Source organism: Klebsiella sp. HMSC16C06 (genome assembly GCF_001808325.1).
Lineage (GTDB): Bacteria > Pseudomonadota > Gammaproteobacteria > Enterobacterales > Enterobacteriaceae > Klebsiella > Klebsiella variicola.
Map to the genome: position 1 here is coordinate 226137 of NZ_KV792996.1, position 23143 is coordinate 249279.

At 59.6% G+C, this 23143-nt stretch carries 22 protein-coding genes and 1 riboswitch; of the genes, 8 read left to right on the forward strand and 14 right to left on the reverse strand.

Going from position 1 to position 23143, the window contains the following annotated elements:
• Positions 1-24 precede the first annotated feature (24 nt).
• Complete coding sequence (locus HMPREF3142_RS10845) at positions 25-1173, reverse strand: iron-containing alcohol dehydrogenase (protein WP_070612067.1); 1149 nt, start codon at positions 1171-1173, stop codon at positions 25-27.
• Positions 1174-1308: 135 nt separating this feature from the next.
• On the opposite strand from HMPREF3142_RS10845, the gene HMPREF3142_RS10850 reads away from it, so the two are divergent.
• Complete coding sequence (locus tag HMPREF3142_RS10850; protein ID WP_012540364.1) at positions 1309-1932, forward strand: glutathione S-transferase family protein; 624 nt, start codon at positions 1309-1311, stop codon at positions 1930-1932.
• Between the two features lie 52 nt (positions 1933-1984).
• On the opposite strand, the gene gorA is transcribed toward HMPREF3142_RS10850, so the two are convergent.
• Together gorA and HMPREF3142_RS10860 are read right to left on the reverse strand one after the other, a co-directional pair.
• Complete coding sequence (gene gorA, locus HMPREF3142_RS10855; RefSeq protein WP_070612068.1) at positions 1985-3337, reverse strand: glutathione-disulfide reductase; 1353 nt, start codon at positions 3335-3337, stop codon at positions 1985-1987.
• Positions 3338-3409: 72 nt separating this feature from the next.
• A complete protein-coding gene (locus HMPREF3142_RS10860) occupies positions 3410-4252 on the reverse strand; it encodes a 23S rRNA (adenine(2030)-N(6))-methyltransferase RlmJ (protein ID WP_012967103.1) in 843 nt (280 codons plus the stop codon).
• A 193-nt stretch (positions 4253-4445) separates the two neighbouring features.
• Here HMPREF3142_RS10860 and HMPREF3142_RS10865 point away from each other — a divergent pair, with 193 nt between their 5' ends.
• The 3 genes from HMPREF3142_RS10865 (at position 4446) to rsmJ (ending at position 8702) form a co-directional block, all read left to right on the forward strand.
• Positions 4446-5717 carry an acid phosphatase gene (locus tag HMPREF3142_RS10865; RefSeq protein WP_022066427.1) on the forward strand — a complete coding sequence of 424 codons (1272 nt, stop codon included), beginning with the start codon at positions 4446-4448 and terminating at the stop codon, positions 5715-5717.
• A 182-nt stretch (positions 5718-5899) separates the two neighbouring features.
• Positions 5900-7942: an oligopeptidase A gene (prlC, locus tag HMPREF3142_RS10870; protein WP_070612069.1), complete on the forward strand. Its 2043-nt coding sequence runs from the start codon at positions 5900-5902 to the stop codon at positions 7940-7942.
• Between the two features lie 7 nt (positions 7943-7949).
• A complete protein-coding gene (gene rsmJ, locus HMPREF3142_RS10875; RefSeq protein WP_022066426.1) occupies positions 7950-8702 on the forward strand; it encodes a 16S rRNA (guanine(1516)-N(2))-methyltransferase RsmJ in 753 nt (250 codons plus the stop codon).
• 145 nt (positions 8703-8847) lie between these two features.
• On the opposite strand, the gene dtpB is transcribed toward rsmJ, so the two are convergent.
• Both dtpB and uspA read right to left on the reverse strand, forming a co-directional pair.
• Positions 8848-10320 (reverse strand): dipeptide/tripeptide permease DtpB, encoded by a 1473-nt coding sequence (gene dtpB / locus HMPREF3142_RS10880; RefSeq protein WP_038421880.1) that lies wholly within the window; start codon positions 10318-10320, stop codon positions 8848-8850.
• 256 nt (positions 10321-10576) lie between these two features.
• Entirely contained in the window at positions 10577-11014 is a 438-nt protein-coding gene (uspA, locus tag HMPREF3142_RS10885) for a universal stress protein UspA (protein WP_004145166.1), read from the reverse strand.
• A gap of 382 nt (positions 11015-11396) precedes the next feature.
• On the opposite strand from uspA, the gene uspB reads away from it, so the two are divergent.
• Entirely contained in the window at positions 11397-11732 is a 336-nt protein-coding gene (gene uspB, locus HMPREF3142_RS10890) for a universal stress protein UspB (RefSeq protein ID WP_002921203.1), read from the forward strand.
• Between the two features lie 59 nt (positions 11733-11791).
• On the opposite strand, the gene pitA is transcribed toward uspB, so the two are convergent.
• On the reverse strand, positions 11792-13288 hold the full coding sequence (gene pitA / locus HMPREF3142_RS10895) for an inorganic phosphate transporter PitA (protein ID WP_008806938.1): 1497 nt from the start codon (positions 13286-13288) through the stop codon (positions 11792-11794).
• Between the two features lie 229 nt (positions 13289-13517).
• Here pitA and HMPREF3142_RS10900 point away from each other — a divergent pair, with 229 nt between their 5' ends.
• Complete coding sequence (locus HMPREF3142_RS10900; RefSeq protein ID WP_012967106.1) at positions 13518-14711, forward strand: BaiN/RdsA family NAD(P)/FAD-dependent oxidoreductase; 1194 nt, start codon at positions 13518-13520, stop codon at positions 14709-14711.
• 39 nt (positions 14712-14750) lie between these two features.
• On the opposite strand, the gene HMPREF3142_RS10905 is transcribed toward HMPREF3142_RS10900, so the two are convergent.
• Complete coding sequence (locus HMPREF3142_RS10905) at positions 14751-15764, reverse strand: magnesium transporter (RefSeq protein WP_023323363.1); 1014 nt, start codon at positions 15762-15764, stop codon at positions 14751-14753.
• Between the two features lie 56 nt (positions 15765-15820).
• Positions 15821-16002, reverse strand: a riboswitch (M-box (ykoK) riboswitch).
• A 158-nt stretch (positions 16003-16160) separates the two neighbouring features.
• Between HMPREF3142_RS10905 and HMPREF3142_RS10910 the strand changes: the two genes are divergently transcribed.
• Positions 16161-16436 carry a type II toxin-antitoxin system HicA family toxin gene (locus HMPREF3142_RS10910; RefSeq protein WP_023323362.1) on the forward strand — a complete coding sequence of 92 codons (276 nt, stop codon included), beginning with the start codon at positions 16161-16163 and terminating at the stop codon, positions 16434-16436.
• On the forward strand, positions 16433-16792 hold the full coding sequence (locus tag HMPREF3142_RS10915; protein WP_004181489.1) for a type II toxin-antitoxin system HicB family antitoxin: 360 nt from the start codon (positions 16433-16435) through the stop codon (positions 16790-16792). Before HMPREF3142_RS10910 ends, HMPREF3142_RS10915 begins: the two co-directional genes overlap by 4 nt.
• Positions 16793-16819: 27 nt before the next feature.
• Here the strand turns inward: HMPREF3142_RS10915 and nikR are convergent, their stop codons facing one another.
• The 7 genes from nikR to HMPREF3142_RS10950 all read right to left on the reverse strand — a co-directional run bounded on the left by nikR (position 16820) and on the right by HMPREF3142_RS10950 (position 23103).
• The gene (gene nikR / locus HMPREF3142_RS10920) at positions 16820-17221 is read right to left on the reverse strand and encodes a nickel-responsive transcriptional regulator NikR (protein ID WP_032733900.1); all 402 of its coding nucleotides are present in this window, start codon (positions 17219-17221) and stop codon (positions 16820-16822) included.
• Positions 17209-18000, reverse strand: coding sequence for a nickel import ATP-binding protein NikE (nikE, locus tag HMPREF3142_RS10925; RefSeq protein WP_008806945.1), 792 nt, complete (start codon positions 17998-18000; stop codon positions 17209-17211). Before nikE ends, nikR begins: the two co-directional genes overlap by 13 nt.
• On the reverse strand, positions 17997-18761 hold the full coding sequence (locus HMPREF3142_RS10930) for a nickel import ATP-binding protein NikD (protein ID WP_008806946.1): 765 nt from the start codon (positions 18759-18761) through the stop codon (positions 17997-17999). Before HMPREF3142_RS10930 ends, nikE begins: the two co-directional genes overlap by 4 nt.
• Positions 18761-19594 carry a nickel ABC transporter permease subunit NikC gene (nikC, locus tag HMPREF3142_RS10935; protein ID WP_012967107.1) on the reverse strand — a complete coding sequence of 278 codons (834 nt, stop codon included), beginning with the start codon at positions 19592-19594 and terminating at the stop codon, positions 18761-18763. Before nikC ends, HMPREF3142_RS10930 begins: the two co-directional genes overlap by 1 nt.
• Positions 19591-20535, reverse strand: a complete 945-nt coding sequence (nikB, locus tag HMPREF3142_RS10940) for a nickel ABC transporter permease subunit NikB (protein ID WP_008806948.1) — start codon at positions 20533-20535, stop codon at positions 19591-19593. Before nikB ends, nikC begins: the two co-directional genes overlap by 4 nt.
• Positions 20535-22103 (reverse strand): nickel ABC transporter substrate-binding protein, encoded by a 1569-nt coding sequence (gene nikA, locus HMPREF3142_RS10945; RefSeq protein WP_016161923.1) that lies wholly within the window; start codon positions 22101-22103, stop codon positions 20535-20537. Before nikA ends, nikB begins: the two co-directional genes overlap by 1 nt.
• 139 nt (positions 22104-22242) lie before the next feature.
• Complete coding sequence (locus tag HMPREF3142_RS10950; RefSeq protein WP_008806950.1) at positions 22243-23103, reverse strand: LysR family transcriptional regulator; 861 nt, start codon at positions 23101-23103, stop codon at positions 22243-22245.
• Positions 23104-23143 lie beyond the last annotated feature (40 nt).

Here is a 23143-nt window from a genome sequence, read left to right on the forward strand (position 1 = left end):
CAACAAAATTTTATCCCGGGGCGCTCACTCCCACGCCGCCTCCAGCATCTCCAGCAGCTGTTCGCCGCTCAGGCTGACCGGGTTGGCCTTCATCGATGAGGAGCTGCTGGCGGCCAGCGCCGCCGGTTCCAGCGCATCGCGCGCTACGCCGAGGTCGCGCAGGGTGCCAAGGCCGGCGCGATGGCTCCATTCCCGCAGACTGTCCCAGACCCGATCCACAGGGACGTCCAGCCCGTCGGCCAGCCAGCGGCGAACGTCGTTGAAGCGCTGGCGCAGGGCAGGGTCGCTTATCTGCGACTCATTGAGCGCCAGGCCAAACGGCAGCAGGCTGCCGCATAAAGCACCGTGCGAGGCGCAGCTCAGGCCGCCCAGCGGGCCGGCGAGGCCGTGGATCACCCCCAGCCCGGCGTTCGCCAGCGCCAGTCCACCGCACAGGCTGACCCAGGCCATCTCGTCGCGGCTGGTCGGACACTCTTGTTCCATCAGAATTTTCAGCGCGCGGATGCCCCGCGGGATCGCCTGCTGGCAGAGGGCATCGGTGAAGGGAGTGGCCCGGCTGCAGAGCCAGGGTTCGATCACCTGGGTCAGGGCATCGAGGCCGGAGCTCAGGGTGATGCTCCGCGGCGCGTTGTCGGTCAGCGCCGGGTCGACAATCGCCAGGTCAGGCAGCATTCGGTCGTCGCGCAGGCTCACTTTCCGCTGTTGTTCCGGGACGTTGATCACCGCATTTTTGGTGACCTCCGCGCCCGTCCCGGCGGTGGTCGGGATCGCCACGAACGGCAGCGGACTGGCTTCCAGCTGACGACCCGTTCCCACCACCTCCAGATAGTCGACCAGCGGGCCGGCGGCGGGCACCAGCGCCGCAATCGCCTTACCGGTGTCAATCACCGCGCCGCCGCCGAGGCTGACCACTGCCCGGACGCCTTTCTCGCGCGCCAGCTGGACGCCCTGCTCGATATCGATAAGCCAGGGTTCGCGGCTTATCGCCAGCGTCGTGACCTCCAGCTGCAGCGCCTCCAGCTGATGGCGCAGAAACGCCGCCCGCTGCGGGCTGGCGCCATGCACCAGCAGAATGGGGCCGCCCTGCTGCGCCAGCCAGGGGGCAGCGCTCAGGGCCTGACCACGGCCAAAACGAATATTTGCGGGCATCAAAACGGTAAAAGGGGTCAACATGTCGGGTTCCTTTTCGGCAAACAGGCTGGAATCAACTATACACATTATCCACTACTCTGCCTTGTTGCTGGCTGGCAAGGCTGACAATAGAGTAGAGTGAAAGATCTCTCTTTTATGGCTGAGGAATCGCTGACAATGCTAACAATTCTGGGCAAACGCTCTTCAATCAATGTACGGAAAGTGTTGTGGACCTGCGAGGAAGCCGGGCTGGCGTACCAGCAGGAGGATTACGGCAGCGGATTTAAGCCTCTGGATACGCCTGAGTTTCAGCGCCTGAATCCTAACAGCCTGGTGCCGGTGCTGCTGGACGGTGACTTCGTGCTCTGGGAGTCGAACAGTATCTGCCGCTATCTGGCGCGGAAAGCGGAGCGCTGGGATCTGCTGCCCGCCGAGCCACAGCCCGCCGCCGAGGTGGAGCACTGGATGGACTGGCAGGCGACCGAGTTTAACACTGCCTGGCGCCATGCCTTTATGGGGCTGGTGCGTAAAGATCCGCGCTTTCAGGATCCGGCGGCGATTAAAGAGAGTATTGCCACCTGGACCCACTGCGTGCGCATTGTCGAAGCGCAACTGCAGCGTACCGGGGCGTGGATAGCCGGCGAGCGCTTCACTCTCGCCGATATCGTGCTGGGGCTGTCGGTGCATCGCTGGAAGATGACCCCTTTTGCCCATCCGGAGATGCCGGCCGTGGAACGCTGGTATATGGCGCTCAACCAGCGCCCGGCGTTTATGCGCCACGGCAATAACGGCGTGGCCTGAACATAAAAAAAGAAGCCCCTGGGGCTTCTTTTTATCATCCGGCGATCGCGTCTTAGCGCATGGTGACGAACTCTTCCGCCGCCGTCGGGTGAATGGCGACGGTATTGTCGAAGTCTTTTTTGGTGGCGCCCATTTTCAGCGCTACCGCAAAGCCCTGCAGCATCTCATCCATTCCGAAGCCGATACCGTGAATACCGACAATCTTCTCTTCCGGGCCGACGCACACCAGCTTCATGCGGCACGGCTGGCGGTGAGAGGTCACGGCGGTAAACATTGCGGTGAAGGACGATTTGTACACCTTCACGGCGTCGTCGCCGTACTGCTCGCGCGCCTGCGGCTCGGTTAAGCCGACGGTGCCGATTGGCGGGTGGCTGAAGACCACGGTCGGGATATTGCTGTAGTCGAGGTGCTCTTCCGGCTTGTTGTTAAACAGGCGTTCGGACAGACGACGGCCTGCGGCCACGGCGACCGGCGTCAGCTCGACGGCGCCGGTATTATCGCCCACCGCGTAGATGCCCGGTACGTTGGTGTTCTGGAACTTATCAACGATGATGTAGCCTTTATCGTTGGTTTTAACGCCCGTTGCCGCCAGATTGAAGTTATCGGTCGCCGGTTCGCGGCCAATCGCCCAAATCAGGCAATCTACGGTCTGGCTGCGGCCATCTTCCAGCGCCAGAGTCAGGCTGCCGTCGGCATTCTTGACTACCGCCTTCGGAATTGCGTTCGTGTGCAACTGCGGGCCTTCGGCGTTCATCACTTCCACCAGAGTCTCAACGATCAGCGGATCGAAGCTACGCAGCGGCGCGTGTTTACGCACGAACAGGTGGGTTTCGGCGCCCAGGCCGTTAATCACGCCGGCCAGTTCAACGGCAATATAGCCCGCGCCGACCACCGCTACGCGCTTCGGCAGCGCCGGCAGTTCGAAGAAACCGTCGGAATCAATACCGTATTCCACACCTGGAATGTTCGGGTGGCTCGGGCGGCCGCCGGTGGCGATCAGGATATGATCGGCGGTAATGGTCTCGCCGTTCACTTCCACGGTATGGGCATCGACAAAGCGCGCGAACCCTTTGATAACATCAACTTTATTCTTACCCAGCACGTTGTCGTAAGAGGTATGAATACGGTCGATATAGGCGCTGCGGCTGGCAACCAGCTTATCCCAGTCGAAATGGTTGATGGTGGTATCGAAACCGTAATCCGGGCCATACAGGTGGATTGCTTCGCGGATCTGCGCCGCATGCCACATCACTTTTTTCGGCACGCAGCCGACGTTGACGCAGGTGCCGCCCAGTTCTTTGGCTTCAATCAGCGCGCACTTCTGGCCGTACATGGCCGCGCGGTTAATCGAGGCGATACCGCCGCTACCGCCGCCGATGGCGAGGTAATCATAATGTTTGCTCATGCCCATATGTCCTTAATCGTTGATTGCCGCGATTGTAGCGCGAGGCTTAAAAGGTTCCACCGATGGTTGCGATTACTCCGGTACGATCCAACTGACGGTGGCGTGGCCGGTGCCGGCCGGAACCAGCTTGCTGTGCAGCCACGGCAGCACATTGTTCATCTGCTGCTCCAGCTTCCACGGCGGGTTGATGACGATCATCCCGGAGGCGGTCATGCCGCGCTGGTCGCTGTCCGGACGCACCGCCAGCTCGATTTGCAGAATTTTGCGAATGCCGGTGGCTTCTAACTCTTTGATCATGCGTTTGATCTGTGCGCGCAGCACGACCGGATACCACAGGGCGTAGGTGCCGGTGGCGAAGCGTTTGTAGCCTTCGTGGATCCCGGTTACCACCGCCTGATAGTCGGTTTTGATTTCATACGGCGGGTCGATCAGAATCAGACCACGGCGTGATACCGGCGGCAGTTTGGCTTTCAGCTGCTGGTAGCCATCGGCTTTATCGACGCGCGCGCGGCGGTCTTTCTGGAATTCAGCGCGCAGCAGCGGGAAGTCGCTCGGGTGCAGCTCGGTCATCTGCAGGCTGTCCTGCTCGCGCAGCAGCTGGCGGGCAATCAGCGGCGAGCCCGGGTAGTAGCGCAGCTGGCCGTTACGGTTGAAGTGTTCGACCACGGAAATATACGGCTCCAGCTCTGCCGGCAGGTCGTCCTGCTGCCAGATGCGGGCGATGCCTTCGAGATACTCGCCCGTACGCTCGGCGTGCTCGCCGCTCAGCTGATAGCGGCCCGCGCCAGCGTGGGTGTCCAGGTAGAGAAACGGTTTTTCTTTCTCTTTCAGCGCTTCGATGATCAGGCTCTGAACGGTGTGTTTGAGGACGTCGGCGTGGTTGCCTGCGTGAAAGCTGTGGCGATAACTGAGCATGGATACAGAGATTCCGGGAAGTAAACAAGTTAACCGATAGTTTACCGCAGATCGGCCGAGATTACCGCTGCGCCGCCGCGCTGTTTCATTTCTGCCAAAAGCGTTGCAAAACATAACGCTGTCATAAAAACGTCAAACGGCCGCGCTAGCGTCGGGTGCAGGCAAGGTAATTATCTGAATAAAAGGAAAAATAATGAAAAGGCAACTCTCACTGCTGGCCGTCGCGCTGCTGCTGGCGCAACCGGTTCTGGCCAAAGACATTCCGCTGGACAGGGCGGCGGCCCTCGCCAATAGCGTGACGCCGGCTGCCTCCAGCCAGGCGTATGACGATCTTGAGCAACAGGGGCTGACGCAGCTACGTCACGCTCTGCAGGGGGATGCCGCCACGCTGACCCGCGATCGGCTGGCGCACACGAAACAAAACAAAACTCAGGCCGATACCGCCTGGCTGAAGGCCAGCGGCTATGACTTCCAGACCCGGGCCAACCAGCAGGCGGGTATTGCGCTGTTGTCGGCGTTCAGCACCCTGCCGGAGACCGTCGTGAAGCAGAATCTGGCGACGGTGACTAGCATCAATCGCGATGCCGTGCAGACGACACGCCGTCAGGCGCTGGCCGATGCGGAAGGGATTAGCTACCTCTACTTCCTCAGCGATGCGCTGGGGCCGCGGCTGGGCAAAGCGTTTCTGACCGCCTATGACCAGGGCGCGCTGGGGAAAGCGGCAGCATTGATCAAAGCCTCGGAGGTCAGCACCGGCGAGGCGAAAAAGCACTTCAACAATCCGCGGCCGTTTCTGGTTCAGGGCAACACCATTCACCTGGTGCCTGACGATGTGGTGGTGAAGGATAACCAGCCCTACACCGCCGACGGCGGCTCGTTCCCCAGCGGCCACACCAACACCGGCTATACCGATGCGCTGCTGCTGGCGGCGATGATCCCGGAGCGCTACGACGCGCTGGTAACCCGCGGCGCCCGCTATGGCTACTCGCGCATCGTGCTGGGCGTCCACTATCCGCTGGACGTGATCGGCTCGCGGATGGTGGCCGAGCGCAACGTGGCCCACTATCTTAACGATCCGCACTACCGGGTATTATTTAACGAAGCCCGCGATCAGCTGCGCGCCGCGCTGGCGAAAGCCTGCGGCACATCGCTTGCTGAGTGCGCGAAGAGCAGCGTGAAAGACGATCCCTGGCGCGATCCGGCGATGCGTGATTTCTCTCGTTTCACCATGACCTACGACCTGCCGCAGCAGAAGGGGCCGCAGCCGCGTCTGCAGGTGCCTGAGGGGGCGGAAGTGCTGCTGGAGGCTGCCCTGCCGCAACTGTCAGCGGCCCAGCGTCGGGCGTTGATGGTCAACACCGCGCTGCCGGCGGGTTACCCCCTTTCCGGCACCACCCCCGAACAACAGTTCTGGCAGCGGCTGAATCTGTCGGCGGCCTGGGAGATGGCGCAAAAAAGGCATTAATGCGGTTTCCGGCACGCTGCACCGCGTGTCGGCCTTTTCCCGCAACGGGCGGACTTATCGCAGCAATACCCAGGATGACGCACCGCCCGTCATTGAAATTCCCCCAACTATCCCCCATTCTAGATCTCATGCATAAGCGCCGGACGCGCGCTTCATTCACCCTTTTCAACAGGACAGCGCATATGACCAATCCATTACTGACGCCTTTTTCCCTGCCGCCTTTTTCTGCGATCAAACCGGAACACGTGGTCCCTGCGGTCACCAAAGCGCTGGATGATTGCCGGGCCGCGGTGGAAAGCGCGGTGGCGCACGGCGCGCCGTATAGCTGGGAAAATCTTTGCCAGCCGCTGGCGGAAGTGGACGATGTGCTGGGACGCGTCTTCTCGCCAGTCAGCCATCTGAATTCGGTAAAAAACAGCCCGGAACTGCGCGAAGCTTACGAACAGACCCTGCCGCTGCTCTCCGAGTACAGTACCTGGGTTGGCCAGCATGAAGGGCTGTATAAAGCCTACCGCGACCTGCGCGATGGCGATAACTACGCCACGCTGAATACTGCGCAGAAAAAAGCGGTTGATAATGCGCTGCGCGATTTTGAATTATCCGGTATTGGCCTGCCGCCGGAGGCGCAGAAACGCTACGGTGAAATCGCCGCGCGCCTCTCTGAGCTGGGCAACCAGTACAGCAACAACGTCCTCGACGCCACCATGGGCTGGAACAAGCTGGTGACCGACGTCGCCGATCTGGCCGGTATGCCGGAAAGCGCGCTGGCCGCCACTCAGGCTCAGGCCCAGGCGAAAGAGCAGGAAGGGTATCTGCTGACCCTGGATATCCCGAGCTACCTGCCGGTGATGACCTACTGCGACAACCAGGCGCTGCGTGAAGAGATGTACCGCGCCTACTCCACGCGTGCCTCCGATCAGGGGCCGAACGCCGGTAAATGGGATAACAGCCCGGTGATGGCGGAGATCCTCGCTCTGCGCCATGAGCTGGCGCAGCTGCTGGGCTTTGACAGCTATGCCTTTAAATCCCTCGCCACCAAAATGGCGGAGGATCCACAGCAGGTGCTCGACTTCCTCACCGACCTGGCAAAACGCGCCCGTCCGCAGGGCGAAAAAGAGCTGGCCCAGCTGCGTGCCTTCGCCAAAGCCGAGTTTGGCGTTGATGAACTGCAGCCGTGGGACATTGCCTACTACAGCGAAAAACAGAAGCAGCACCTCTACAGCATCAGCGATGAGCAGCTCCGCCCCTATTTCCCGGAAAACAAAGCCGTTAACGGCCTGTTCGAAGTGGTTAAGCGCATTTACGGCATTACCGCTAAAGAGCGTACCGATGTCGATGTGTGGCATCCGGAAGTGCGCTTCTTCGAGCTGTATGACGAACACAACGAGCTGCGCGGCAGCTTCTATCTTGACCTGTATGCCCGCGAACATAAACGCGGCGGGGCGTGGATGGACGACTGTGTCGGCCAGATGCGTAAACTGGATGGTTCCCTGCAGAAGCCGGTCGCCTACCTGACCTGTAACTTCAACCGCCCGGTCAACGGCAAACCGGCGCTGTTCACCCACGACGAAGTGATTACCCTGTTCCACGAGTTCGGCCACGGTCTGCACCACATGCTGACCCGCATTGATACCGCCGGCGTTTCCGGCATCAGCGGGGTGCCGTGGGATGCAGTCGAACTGCCGAGCCAGTTTATGGAAAACTGGTGCTGGGAGCCGGAAGCGCTGGCGTTTATCTCCGGTCATTATGAAACCGGTGAACCGCTGCCGCAGGAGCTGCTGGAGAAAATGCTGGCGGCGAAAAACTACCAGGCGGCGATGTTTATTCTGCGCCAGCTGGAGTTCGGCCTGTTCGATTTCCGCCTGCATGCGGAATACAAGCCGGAGCAGGGGGCGAAAATTCTTGAGACCCTGGCCGAGATTAAAAAGCAGGTCGCTGTGGTGCCGGGCCCGACCTGGGGCCGTTTCCCGCATGCGTTCAGCCACATCTTCGCCGGCGGCTATGCGGCAGGTTACTACAGCTACCTGTGGGCCGACGTGCTGGCGGCAGACGCCTTCTCACGCTTCGAAGAAGAGGGGATTTTCAACCGCGAAACCGGTCAGTCGTTCCTCGACAATATCCTGAGCCGCGGCGGTTCCGAAGAGCCGATGGTGCTGTTCAAACGCTTCCGCGGCCGTGAGCCGCAGCTGGACGCGATGCTGGAGCACTACGGGATCAAGGGTTAAGTCTGCGGTGAAGATCTGCTTAATTGATGAAACAGGCGCCGGAGACGGCGCCTTATCTGTTTTAGCCGCCCGCTGGGGGCTGGAGCAGGATGAAGATAACCTGATGGCGCTGGTGCTGACGACGGAGCATCTGGAGCTGCGTAAGCGCGATGAGCCCAAACTTGGCGGCATCTTCGTCGACTTTGTCGGCGGGGCGATGGCCCACCGGCGCAAGTTTGGCGGCGGCCGCGGTGAAGCGGTCGCCAAAGCGGTGGGTATTAAAGGTGATTACCTGCCGGATGTCGTCGACGCCACCGCCGGGCTGGGACGCGATGCCTTCGTGCTGGCGTCGGTCGGCTGCCGCGTGCGGATGCTGGAGCGTAATCCGGTGGTCGCCGCGCTGCTCGACGATGGCCTGGCGCGCGGCTATGCCGATGCGGAAATTGGCGGCTGGCTGGAGGAGCGGCTGCAGCTGATCCACGCCTCCAGCCTGACGGCGCTGACCGATATCACCCCGCGTCCGCAGGTGGTGTACCTCGATCCGATGTTCCCGCATAAGCAGAAAAGCGCGCTGGTGAAGAAAGAGATGCGCGTCTTTCAGTCGCTGGTGGGGCCCGATTTAGACGCCGATGGCCTGCTGGCCCCGGCGCGCCAGCTGGCGACCAAACGGGTGGTGGTGAAGCGCCCGGATTACGCGCCGCCGCTGGCGGAGGTCGCCACGCCGAACGCGGTGGTGACCAAAGGGCATCGGTTTGATATTTACGCCGGTACGCCGGAGTAATATTACGCCGTGGTGGTATCTCCCGGATAGCGGCGCAACGCGCCTTATCCGGGCTACCGAATTGTCGCCCGGCTCAGCGTAGCGCAAGCCGGGAACCGCAATATCTGAACAAACGGCGCCAGCGCGGATCGGCCATCTTAAACGGTTACTCGGCGCTGGCCGGGGTATTAATCATCCGGTTCAGCCACGGCACCATCAGCGCCATCATCACCGTGACGCCCAGTGTCACCAGGCCAATTTTACTGAACACATTGGTATAGACCGGCAAGGTCTGCAGCGGATCGGTAATGTTTTCCGGCACTGCGGTGAAGGTCGCCACATAGCCGCCCAGCAGGAACGCGGCGGCCTGGGTCAGAAACCACATCCCCAGAATAAAGCCCATCAGATGCTGCGGCACCAGCGCGGCAACCATCGCCAGCCCCAGGGCGCTGATCAGCAGTTCGCCCAGGCTCTGGAACAGATAGACCAGCACAATAAACCACGGCGAGGTTAATCCCTGGGCGTCGGCAAACCACATCCCGGCGGCTGCGGCGGTCAGGAAGCCCAGCGCGCAGAGCAACATCCCGAGGGTAAACTTCACCGGCATGGTCAGGTCTTTCCCTTTGTGACCGAGATGGGTGTAGATCGCCGCCAGCACCGGACTGGCAACCACCACCCAGAAGGGATTGAGCGCCTGGAAGCTGACCGGATTGATGGTAAAGCCCAGGATCTCATGATGGACGTTGTTGATGGCGAAGAAGTTCAGCGAGGTCGGCATCTGGGCATACAGAATGTAGAACAACACCGCCTCGATCATCAGGATAAAGGCGACGAACATTTTGTTGCGTCCGGTTTTATCGAGGCGAAACGCTTCGCGGAAAAAGAACGCAATGACCACGATCGACAGGACAATCAGCACCAGGTTGGCGACCATCACGTTATGCATCAGCCAGGCGCAGAGAAAAATCATTACCACCGTCCCGGCCAGCACCAGCGCCAGATTGCGCAGGCTGAGGGGGCGATGATCCGGCTCGGAGCCAATATCTTTCACCATCCCGCGGCAGGCGAAGTAGACCAGCAGCGCGATAATCAGCCCCGCGCCGCACAGGTTATAGGTCACGGCATAGCCAAACTTTTCGGCGATCACCGGCGCCAGCGAGAGCGACAGCAGTGAACCGATGTTTATCGACATATAAAACAGGGTAAACGCCCCGTCGAGACGGGCGTCTTTAGGCGGATAGCATTTTGACAACAGGCTCGCCGGGTTGGCTTTAAACAAACCGTTGCCGACGGCGATGGTGCCGAGAGCGATAAAGATCAGCTGCGGTTTCAGCAGCGACATCCCGGTCATAAAGTAGCCGATCGCCAGCACAATGGCGCCAAGCACCAGCGTGCGTTTGGTCCCCAGCAGATGGTCGCCCACGTAGCCGCCGATGGAGATCAGCCCGTAAACCAGCGCCGCGAAGGCGCCGAAGGTGATAAAGGCCTGTTCCTGAGAGAAGCCCAGCTGTTTAACAAAGAAGACCGCCAGGATCCCCTGAACGCCGTAATAGCCAAAACGTTCCCAGAGCTCCACAAAGAAGATCATGAAGAACGGACGAGGTTGCTGCAGCAAGCCCGTAGGTGCAGTAGTATTCATATTCCTTCGCCTTGTTTTACTTTCCCAAAAAGTATGAACGCGTATGCCAGAACGCGCCGAAAATGTCTGATAACTCGCCATGCTGCGGTTATTGGCTTAATGAATAGATTATTATATAGATGTTTTGGCGAATAACTGGTTGATCACACTAATTGAATGGCGATTTTATGGCTTTAATCTCTGCCATGCGGTGAGGGGAAAGCGAAAATAAAGACGCCCGCATCGGCGGGCGTCTTACGCGGATAACACGGGAAGGTTATTCGTCTTCTTCGTCGCGCAGCGGGACGATCAGCATGTCGACATGGACGGTGTTGATCAGCTGGCGGGCAGAAGACATCAGCTTGCTCCAGAAGTCCTGATGGTGGCCGCAGACCACCAGATCCATATCATATTTTTTAATCGCATCGACCAGCACCTGGCCGAGGTCGCCGCTGCCGCTCAGGGTCTCGGTGATCGGGTAGCCCGCGTTGGTGGAGAGCTCGGTCAGCGCGTGATGGGTCTCTTCGGAGATGCGTTTTTGCATGTCGCCGAGGTTAACGTCAATCAGCCCGGTGTAGAGGTCGGAGTAATTCACATCCACGTGGATCAGGGACACTTTTGCGTTATACGGGCGGGCCATAGAAACGGCTTTTTCAACCAGTACTTTACTCTCCGGGGACAGGTCTACTGCAATAAGAATATGTTTGTAAGCCATAGTGTTACTCCTTCCATAAGTTTGTCGATGACCATTGGACCTGACAGCTGGCGCTGCCGTTTCGCCCGCGTCCTGCGTGCTACATTCGCGGGAGGGTAGCCTTTAAGGACTTCATTGTAGAAGATATTTCCTACCTTATAGCGCCCCCCGCACTCCGTCAATGCACTGGGTTCACCTAAAAGTTAAACAAATTTATCCGTCTTACGTATTGATAACGAATAACCTTGTGGTAAAAAAATTAATGGATCTCCTACACTATTTAATGAGCCGGTCGGAAAAATAAATGTGATCGGAATCGCACTCTTTACGGTATCGTCGTGGGTTATTTGGGGAGCGGTAGCCGCGGAGGATTTCTCCGTGGGCGGGTCGCCGGGGAGGAGGTATGATCAGCACTATTGCGCTGTTTTGGGCCCTGTGTGTCGTTTGTGTGGTGAATATGGCACGCTACTTCTCATCGTTGCGTGCATTATTGGTGGTGCTACGTGGTTGCGATCCCTTGCTCTATCAGTATGTTGATGGCGGCGGCTTTTTTACCTCGCATGGGCAGCCCAGCAAACAGATGCGGCTGGTGTGGTATATCTACGCCCAGCGTTACCGTGACCATCACGATGATGAATTTATTCGTCGCTGCGAACGTGTTCGTCGTCAGTTTATCCTGACCAGCGCGCTGTGCGGTCTGGTGGTGGTGAGCCTGATTGCGCTGATGATCTGGCACTAACGACATCTTCGGGATAAAAAAACGGGCCAGCAAGCTGACCCGTTTTGATCGAATGACGTTTAAATCAGTTTCAGGGAGAGCCAGTAAAGGACGCCTGAAAGGATAATCGCTGCCGGAAGGGTCAACACCCAGGCCATCAGGATGCTGGTCACGGTCTTTTTCTGCAGACCACCGCCATCCACCAGCATTGTCCCCGCTACCGAGGAGGAGAGCACGTGGGTGGTGGAAACCGGCATTCCGGTGTAGCTCGCCAGGCCGATAGAAACCGCCGCGGTCATCTGTGCCGACATCCCCTGAGCGTAGGTCATGCCCTTCTTACCAATCTTCTCGCCGATGGTGGTCGCCACGCGGCGCCAGCCGATCATGGTGCCGATACCTAACGCCAGCGCGACCGCCATAATAATCCAGATTGGCGCGTACTCGATGGTGCTCAGCATATCGGTTTTCAGTTTCTTCAGCAGACGCTGGTCGTCAGCGCTGACGTCCGGCAGCTTCGCCACTTTATCAGTGGTGTCGGAGATGCAGAGCATAATGCGACGCAGCTGACCGCGCTGATCCGGTGACAGTGAATCGTAGGTTTCAACGCCGGTCAGCATAGTCTTCACGCGGTCAAGCGCGTTGATGGTATTTGCTGGATGGCAATGAAACTCACCGTTGGCCGCGGTATTGGTATCCGGAGACGGAACCAACTGGTCAACACCGGTGGCTTTCTTCAGCAGGTCAGGGCGCTGCTGGAAGAAGGTTTCCACGTTGTTGACCGCATCGCGGGTACGAGTGATTTCGTAACCGGAGGCGTTCATATTCACCACGAAGCCCGCCGGGGCGACGCCAATCAGCACCAGCATCACCAGACCAATGCCTTTCTGCCCATCGTTGGCGCCGTGGGAGAACGACACGCCGATAGCGGACAGGATCAGGGCGATACGGGTCCAGAACGGCGGTTTTTTCTTACCGTCTTTCTTTTCACGCTCTGCGGGGGTCAGGTGGATACGCGCGCGTTTTTTGGTACCGCTCCAGTAGCGACGGAGAATGAAAATCAGGCCGCCCGCAATCACCAGACCGACGATCGGCGAGATGATAAGCGAAGCAAAAATGCCGATGACTTTCGGGATATTCAGCGCATCAACCACTGAAGTACCGGTCATCAGCGCATTGGTTAAACCAATACCGATGATGGCGCCAATCAGGGTGTGAGAACTGGAGGCCGGGAGGCCGAAATACCAGGTGCCGAGGTTCCAGATGATCGCCGCCAGCAGCATAGAGAACACCATGGCGAGGCCATGTGCGGAACCCATGTTAAGCAGCAGATCGGTGGGCAGCATATGCACAATGGCATAGGCTACGCTGAGACCGCCCAGCAGAACGCCGAAGAAGTTGAAGAGCGCCGCCATCGCCACAGCAAGCTGCGACCGCATTGCGCGAGTGTAGATAACCGTAGCCACCGCGTTTGCGGTATCATGGAAACCGTTAATCGCTTCGTAAAACAGTACAAAAGCTAAAGCAAGCAATAATAATAGTCCGGTATGTAAATCCAGACCGGCAAATAAATGTAGCATAGGACGTTACGCCATTTTGAGGACATGAACGCGGCGCATTATCAGTGACTTTAGCGGCGCGGGCAAAGTGAAATATAGACTTTTTTTGATTTTCTTCCTGTTTAGGTTTTACCCTGTTGGGAGTAATCCTATATCTTTCAATGATGTATCTAATGCGGGATTTTTCCCGCTGGTGTGACCAGAGTGAAATATTTACAAAACCCGACAATTGGGGAACGAGGAACGCGGTGTGGAAAGGTTTGATGCCATTGTCGTTGGCGCCGGAGCGGCAGGAATGTTTTGCGCAGCGCAGGCGGGCCAGCTCGGCTGCCGCGTCCTGCTGCTCGATAACGGCAAAAAGCCGGGACGAAAAATTCTGATGTCCGGCGGCGGCCGCTGCAACTTTACCAACATGTATGTTGAGCCGGCGGCCTATTTGAGCCAAAACCCGCATTTTTGCAAATCTGCCCTGGCGCGCTACACCCAGTGGGACTTTATCGAGCTGGTCGGCAAATATGGCATCGCCTGGCATGAGAAGACGCTCGGCCAGCTGTTTTGTGATGATTCGGCGGAGCAGATCGTCAATCTGCTGCTCGCGGAATGCGAAAAGGGCGACGTGCAGATCCGCCTGCGCAGCGAAATCCTCAGCGTCGAGCGAGATGAACAAGGCTACCGGCTACAGGTGAACGGCGAAACGCTGATGACCAAAAAGCTGGTGATTGCCTCCGGCGGTCTGTCGATGCCGGGGCTCGGCGCCTCGCCGTTTGGCTACAAGGTGGCCGAGCAGTTCGGCCTGAAGGTACTGCCGACCCGCGCCGGGCTGGTGCCGTTTACCCTGCATAAGCCGCTGCTCGAGCAGCTTCAGGTGCTCTCCGGCGTTTCGGTGCCTTCTACCATTACCGCCGAGAACGGCACCCTGTTCCGCGAAAATCTGCTGTTTACCCATCGTGGCCTTTCCGGGCCGGCGGTGCTGCAGATATCCAGCTACTGGCAGCCCGGCGAGTTCGTCACTGTTAACTTGTTGCCGGACTGCAATCTTGAGGACTTCCTTAACGAGCAGCGCAGCGCGCATCCCAACCAGAGCCTGAAAAATACCCTGGCGATGCAGCTGCCGAAGCGGCTGGTGGAGTGTCTGCAGCAGCTGGGACAGATACCTGATGTAACACTGAAGCAACTGAACGTTCGCGATCAGCAGACGCTGGTGGAGACACTGACCGCCTGGCGCGTGCAGCCGAACGGCACCGAAGGCTACCGGACGGCGGAGGTGACCCTCGGCGGCGTGGATACTAACGAACTTTCGTCACGTACCATGGAGGCGCGTAAGGCGTCGGGTCTCTACTTTATCGGCGAAGTGATGGACGTCACCGGCTGGCTCGGCGGCTATAACTTCCAGTGGGCGTGGTCAAGCGCCTGGGCCTGCGCGCAGGCGCTGGTGGAAGGGTAATCCAAGGGCCCGGGTACTGTGGCACCCGGGCTTACTTGATCAGTTCAACCCAAGAAAATACTGGGCGATTTTGAAATAGATAATCAGCCCGGTGCCATCAATCAGCGTAGCGATAAACGGCGCGGAAACCACCGCTGGGTCGATGCCGATCCGCTTAAGCACCATCGGAATGATCGACGAGACAATCGCGCTCCACAGGGTAATACATACCAGCGTCAGGCTGACGATCAGCGTGATTTCCATGCCAATCCCCATCATCCAGGCGCGCAGGCAGCCCGCCAGACCCAGGGTCAGGGCAATCAGAAACGAGGTCGACACCTCTTTGCGGATCACCCGCCCCATATCGCGCAGCCGCACTTCCCCCAGCGCCATCGAGCGCACCAGCGTCGAGGTGATCTGCGTTCCGCTATTGCCGCCGGTGCCGATGAGCAGCGGAATAAAGAAGGCGAGGGCGATGGCCGATTCCAGCGCCTCTTCGAAATGCTGCAGCACGCTGCTGGTATAGGCTTCGGCCACGAACAGCAGCAGCAGCCACACCGAGCGCTTCTTCCACAGCGTCAACGGGCTGATCTCGAGGTACGGTTTTTCCAGCGGTAGCGTCGCCCCCTGCAGCTGGGCGTCTTCGGTGACGTCATCCTCCAGCAGATGGGCGATCTCCTTTTCCATCAGGCAGCCGACCAGCTCGCCTTTATCGACAACCGGTACCAGATCGAGGCCGCGCTCGGTGAGTTCGGCAATCACCTGCGGGCGCTCGTCGTCAGGTTTGACGCGAAACAGGCAGCTGTCCATCAGGTAGCGGATAGACTGCCCGACATCCCCTTCCTGCAGGAGCTTTTTGACCGACAGGCTGCCGCGCAGTTTCCTGCCGGCGACGACAAACACCTGGCCGGGAATATCATCGCTGTCCAGCTGGGAGATAAAGTGTTCGCGCGCCTCATGGACGCTGAGATGTTCCTGCAGCGTAATAAAATCGGTACGCATGTACTGGGCGATCGCATCGCCGTCGAAGCCAGAGGTCGCCTGATGGGCGGCGCAGAGTTGAATGGAAGACATGATTAAAATCCCTATAAAAAATCACTCATAGGGGCGAACAAGACAGGGTTAGCGCAGGCAGATCCCTACGTCCTGGTTTTAGCACTGCATAACGTATCTGAACGGTCATGACCGCCAGAAGTTACCTTGGCAACACCTTGATTCGATGGAAGCCTGTATTTCCCTGAGTGGTCTCTCTCGATACCAACAGGGCGGTAACTTGTATTTATGCAGGAGCCTCGCCATAACGAGATCGTTAAATGAGGCGCCATTATTGGCGAAGCGGGATAATTCACAAAGCGTATAGTTTATGTGGTTTATCAACTGTTGATAAACAAACTTCATCAGAATTTGGCTTGACTTCATCTTGTGCTATCATTAGCTTGACTTCAATGGATGAAGTCATGGGGCAGGGCGATGGAGCAGCAGGTTTTATCTTTACGTAATAAACAGCACCACACGCTGGAGCAACTGTTTAAAATCCCTGTGCCACAGGGCATTAAATGGGCCGACATTGAATCGCTAATTAAAGCGTTAGGCGGGGAGATTAAAGAAGGACGCGGCTCGCGCTGTAAATTTTTGTTGAACCACAGCATTGCCAGCTTTCACAGGCCTCATCCTTCGCCGGATACTGACAAAGGCGCCGTGGAGAGCGTGCGCGATTGGTTAATCACTATAGGGGTAAAACCATGATCAAACCTAAAACGCCAAACTCAATGGAGATTGCCGGCCAGCCTGCCGTTATCAATTACGTGCCTGAGCTCAATGCATTCCGCGGTAAGTTCCTTGGATTATCAGGATATTGCGATTTTGTTTCCGATAGTATTCAAGGGTTACAACAGGAGGGCGAGATATCATTACAGGAGTATCTCGCAGATTGTCATGAAGCGGGGATTGAGCCTTATGCTCACCCGGAAAAGATGAAAACCTTCACGCTGCGCTATCCTGAGTCATTTGGCGAGCGTCTTAGCTCCGCCGCTGCGGAGGAGCAGGTTTCCGTAAATACCTGGATCCTTGAGACGCTCAATGAACGTCTCAAACAGGCTTAAAACAGTATGCAGCAGCTCGCCATCGTTTTAATTTTCATCCGCTAAACACTGCAAATGCCCATGGCGCACGCCGCGCTGGGCAATCACCTCGTCGGCAAAATGCTGTACCTCGGCCATGTCACCTTTCAGCACCGCAATCTCCAGGCAGTCGTCATGACTGATATGCACATGCAGCGTGGCGACGGAGAGATCGTGATGATGATGCTGGGTGGCCACCAGCCGGCTCGCCAGTTCGCGTTTCTCATGTTCATACACGTACGACAGGACGGCATACCCGCGCCGTGATTCCGGCGACGGAGGATCCTGGTTGAGGGCGTCGCGCAGAATATCGCGTACCGCCTCCGAGCGATTGTGGTAGCCACGGCGGGCGCTGAGCGCATCGAGGGCGGCCAGCAGGTCATCATCAAGGGTCAGGGTTACGCGCTGCATGGCATGGCCTCGTTTAGCAGAGTGGCAGGAAAAGGTGGCAGCACCGCGCGCTGCAGCGCCTGACCTGCAGGGGAGTGCAGGCGCAGCGGTAAGCTGACCGTCGCGGTTTCGACGATGCGCCCGTGCTCCATCACCAGCACTCGCTGGCAAAAGCGCTCCACCAGCCGCAGGTCGTGGGTGATAAACAGGCAGGCGGTGTCAAACTGCGCCTGCAGGCGCTTCAGCAGGGCGATAATCTCCGCCTGCAGCAGCAGATCGAGATTTGAAACCGCTTCATCCAGGATCAACAGCTGCGGCCGTACCGCCAGGGCGCGTGCCAGGCAGACGCGCTGCAGCTGTCCGCCGCTGAGCTGCGCCGGGCGCTTATCGAGCAGCGACGGCGCGAGGTCGACGGCCAGCAGCATCTCTTCCACCCGCCGCGAACGCGCCTCACGCGACAAGCGTAACAGATGGCGTAGCGGCTCGCTGACGATCTCGCGCACCGTTTTGCGCGGATTCACCGCGCTGAAGGCATCCTGAAATACCAGCTGAATATCACGGCGGAAGGCGCCGATGGCCTCGCCCTTGAGGGCAGTCAGCGGCGTGCCGCGCCAGGCAATATCACCGTGCTGCGGCGTTTCCAGACCCACCAGCATCCGCGCCAGGGTGCTTTTCCCACAGCCGCTGCGTCCGAGCAGGGCCACCGTTTCGCCGGGGGCGATGGCGAGATGGATCGCATGCAGGACCCTGCCGTGGTGAGGATAATCGTGACTCACTCCGGTGACGCTGAGTAAATTCATGGTGTTTTCTCCAGGCCGTACAGCGCCAGATGCGCGGCCAGCAGGCGCTGGCTGAGCGGGTGCCGCGGGGCGCTAAATAGCGTATTCACATCGCAGTGTTCAACGAGGCGACCGTTCTCCATGACCGTCACGTGATGCGCCAGCCGCGCCACGACGCCCATATCATGCGTCACCAGCAGCAGCCCCAGACCGCGCCTGGCGACGATATCCGCCAGCAGATCGAGAATGCGCGCCTGGGCGATGGCATCGAGATCGGTCGTCGGCTCGTCGGCGATGATAAAGGGCGCGCGGCTGAGCAGGGCGAGAGCGACCATCATCCGCTGCAGCATGCCGCCGCTCATCTCAAAGGGGTAGCGCTTCAGCAGCGCCCGCGGATTGTCCAGACCGACCTCCTCCATCGCTGCTAGCAGCACGGCGTCATTTGTTTCACGACCCGCTGCCCGGCAGGTTTCCCGGGCGTGCGCGGCCATGGTCTGCAGTGGATTAAAGGCGCTGCGTGGGTTTTGCATGATGGTGGCAATAGTCGTGCCGCGCAGTTGTTCGCCGTGCACCGGAATGCCGTCGAGCAGCACCCGGCCGGCGGTTTGCCTGACGCCAGGCGGCAACATGCCCAGCGCGGCGGCGCAGGTCAGCGATTTTCCGCAGCCACTGCTGCCGAGCAGCGCCAGCACCTGCCCGCGGCGCAGGGTGAAGGAAACGTCGCTGACCAGCGGTCGGTCAGCGGCAAGCGAGATCTGTTCCAGTTGGATCTTCTGCGGCATCAGTGGCTATGCTCCGCGATCAGGTGGGGATCGAGACGATCGCGCAGCGCGTCGCCCAGCAGGTTAAAAGCCATCACGCTGATGAACAGCGCCAGCCCCGGCCAGACCATTTGCAGCGGCTGGGTCCAGATATACTGTCGGGCGTCGTTGATCATTACCCCCCATTCCGCCGTCGGCGCGCTGACGCCGAGACCGAGGAACGACATGCCGGCCACGTGAAGCATCATATGGCCGATATCCAGCGAGGCGAGCACCAGCAGCGAGGGGATCACCGCCCCGGCCAGATGGTCGCTGAACAGCCGCCACTGGCTGGCGCCGCTCAGTCGGGCGGCGAGGATAAATTCGCGCTGGCGCAGGGAAACCACCAGGTTACGCACCATTCTGGCATACCAGGCCCAGTGCGACAGCGCAATGGCGAGGATCACGTTGGTCAACCCGGTACCCAGCACCCCCACCATAAAGAACGACAGGATCGAGGTCGGAAAGGTCATAAACAGTTCGGCGAGGCGCATCAGGCCGCGGTCGGCGCGGCCGCCCAGCAGCCCGGCGCTGCCGCCGACCGCCAGACCGATCAGCAGCACCAGCAGCAGACAAGCCATCACCGCCCCCAGCGAAACGCGGGTGGCGGCCAGCAGGCGTGAGAAAATATCCCGGCCGAGATGATCGGTGCCGAGCCAGTGTGCTGCGCCCGGCGGTAGCAGCCGCTGCTGAAGGTCAATCGCCGCTGGATCCCAGGGCAGCCACCAGCCGCTGCCGATGGCGATGACTGCCAACAGCGCGATAACCAGCATGGCCAGTTTTACCGGCCAGCGAAAGCTTTGTAGCCATCTCATGCGCTCACCTCCTCGTGGCGGCGCAGGCGCGGGTCGAGCGCCGCGTTAAGCACATCCACCGCCAGATTAGCCAGCACGAACACCGTCACCATCATCAGGGTAAAGCACTGGATCACCGGGTAATCGCGATTGAAAATGGCGGAAACCGCGTAGCGGCCGACCCCGGGCCAGGCAAAGATATTTTCGATAATCATGGTGCCGCCGATCAGCTCGCCAATGTGCATGCCCAGGGCGGTCACCACCGGCAGGGTGGCATTGCGCAGGATATGTCGGCGCTCCACCTGGCGCGCGCTCAATCCGCGTAGCCGCGCCCATATCACGTGACGCTGGCTGGCGGCGTCCAGCATGCTGGCGCGCAGCAGGCGGGCGTTGATCGCCAGCGACATAAAGGCGATGGAGACGGCGGGCAAAATCAGGTGCTGCCAGTCGCCATACCCCATCGCCGGGAGCCACTGCAGATGCACGGAAAAGAGCATCACCAGCAGAAAGGCCAGCCAGAAGTTCGGCATTGAGACGCCAAGAAAGGCAATCAGCCGTACCACATAGTCCGGCAGGCGATCGCGATGGCGCGCCGCCCAGATGCCCAGCGGCAGAGAGGTGACGAGGATCAGCGCCAGCGCCGCGCCGGTGAGCAGCAGGGTGGCTGGCAGGAAGTGCAGCAGGTCATCCAGCACCGGGCGCTGGGTGGCATAGGAGAGACCGAAATCCAGGTGCAGCGCCCGCCACAGCCAGTGCAGATACTGCATCGCCAGCGGCTGGTTGAGCCCCAGCAGCTCGCGGGTCGAGGCAACCATCTCTTCAGTGGGCGGCAGGTTCGACAGGCGTAAATAATCCAGCGCCGGGTCGCCGGTGCCGAGCCGCAGCAGCAGAAAGATGATGGCGGAGGCGGCGAGCAGCAGCGGGATCAGCAGCAGCAGGCGGCGTAAAATATAGCGTAGCATTATGGCGTTACCGGGTTAATCTGATCGAAAGGGATCTCGGTGGTCACCGGGGCGAACGGGATCTCCCCGACCTCCTGGTGCGCAACCGACATCAGCGAGACATAGCTGATGGGCAGATACACCGCGTCCTGATGCAGGCGGGTCAGCACATCGTGGTACAGTTTTCTCCGCAGCGCCTCGTCCCCCGTGGTCAGTACTTCGCTAATCTCTTTATCAATCAGCGCCTTGTCCGGCAGGCCTCGCTGGGCCTGGTAATCCGCATGCGACGGGACGCGCATCGAGCTTAAAAAGGCATGCGGATCGTAGGGCGCGCCCCAGGTGCGATTGAAGATCATACCGAAGCGGCCTTCGCGCTGGCGGGCGTAAATGCTGCTCTCCTCCTCACCCACCAGGGTGACCTGGACGCCGACCTGCCGCAGATTGGCCTGAATAATTTCGGCCATTGATTTAGCCAGCGCGTCGGTGCCGATAAACGCCAGCTCAATCGCCAGCGGTTGCCCGGCTTTTTGTCGCCAGGGCTGGCCATCCGGCTGCTGCCAGCCAGCCTGCTCCAGCAGGGCGCGGGCTTTTGCCGGGTCGTAACGGCGCGGCGTCAGATCCTGCGGCGCGTAGGGGACCGAGGGGGCAAACAGGGTGTCGGCAACCTGCTGGGTGCCATACAACACGCTATCGACAAGGGTCTGTTTATCGACGGCGTAGTTGAGCGCCTCACGAACCGCCTGCTCGCGGGTCGGGCCCTGGCTGGCGTTCAGCGCCAGCATCACCGTTTCCACCGGGGCGGACAGGCGCGCCACGTAGCCGGGGTGATGGCGAAAACGTTCGAAGGTGTCCAGCGGCAGCAGCCCTTCGTCACCGTAGAGCATATCGATTTCCCCGGTTTCGAACGCCACCGCCCGGCTGGTGGCGTCGGGGATCACCTTGATGGTGATTTGCTGCAGTGCCGGTTTACGACCCCAGTAGCGCTCATTGCGTACCAGCACATCGCGCTGATTGAGCTGCGAGCTCGCCAGTCGCCACGGACCGGTGCCGATCGGGGCTTTAATGCCCCTGGCGGTGCCGCCATCGATAAACTGCGAGGGCGCGATGAAGCGGAACGGGCGGGGCAGGGCCAGCTCTTGGAGTAAGGGCGCGTAGGCGCTTTTCAGAGTGATCTGCAACTCAGTGGCGCTGAGCGCCCGCACGTCGGTGATCTGGTTGGCGAGCTCAAGCCAGGCATGGCGTTGGCGGTTGGCCAGCACCGCCTGGAAATTGGCCGCCGCGGCCTGGGCGTTAAACGGTTCGCCATTGGAGAAGGTCACATCGTCGCGCAGGGTGAACCACCAGGTTTTACCATCGGCGGCGTGACGCCAGCGGGTCGCCAGCCAGGGCTGTACGCTGCCGTCAGCCTGATACTTCACCAGCGGTTCATAGACCATGCTTTGGGCAAACATCTGGTTGGGTGTATAGAGATGGGGATTCAGCGGGCCGACGTTAACCGGCCAGGCGGTGGTGAGCTGGTGCGGCGCGGCCTGAGCCAGTAAAGGGACGCAGGCAACCAGCGCCAGCAGGGTGAGGCGGATAGTAGACAAGACGGTGATCTCAGCGACAGGAAAGTATGACGATTTTAGTGATTCATCATACTTTGGGAGTAACCTGGATCAATATTGCGCCGGAAAGTATAAGAAAATCGTATCATTACACGCGGGCGGTAAAAACCGCCTGCGCTTCTCAGGGCGCCCGGAATAAGCCCAGCAGCGTGGCTACCTGCTCGTCGATCGGCGCCAGGTCCCGCTTAACGATCAGGTGCAGCGGCGTCGCGCGGCGCGCGCCGTGGCTGAGGGGCAGCCGCTTCAGCACGCCTTGGTCGAGATGGGGGCGAATGCGCTCTTCCGGCAGCCAGCCGAACCCGACCTGATACATCACCGCATCAATGGCGGCGTCAATGGTGGAGAAGGTCCAGGCGTCACGCGTCGCCTGGCCATCGCCGGTCTGATCGGCAATGCGCACCAGCGGCCACGGCGCCAGCGTGCTGTCCTCCAGCGGCCCGTCGAGCGTGGCGAGAGGGTGGTCGCGGTGGGCGACGGCGATAAAATCAATATTCATCAGCCACTCTCCGCGGCCGGTAATATCCTGGCGGCGGGTCAGCACCATCACATCAGCTTCTGTCCGCGCCGCGCTCTCGTCATCAACGTTTTCCAGCACTTCGGTGAGTCTGACCTGGGTCTGGGGATAGCGCTGCTGAAACTGGCGTAAAATCGCGAACAGCCGCTGGCGCGGGAAAATGCTGTCGACCACCAGATCCAGGCGGGTACGCGCCCCGTTGCGTAAGGTGGCGGCGTGGGTCTCGACGTAGGCGAAGGCCTGCAGCAGCGGTTTGACCTGATTCAGCAGCAGTTCGCCGGCCGGGGTCAGCACCGCCCGCCGGCCGGACGGCGCCAGTAGCGCCACGCCTAAGCGCTCCTGCAGCAGCGCGAGATTATAGCTTACCGAAGACTGACTGCGGTTGGTCTCCTCCGCCGCTCTGGCAAAGCTCCCCAATTCCACTACCTTTTCGAGTAACGCCCATTGCTCCAGGGTTGTCTTGTGCATAATAAATCTAAAATTTGGATGTATTTAATCCAAACATAGC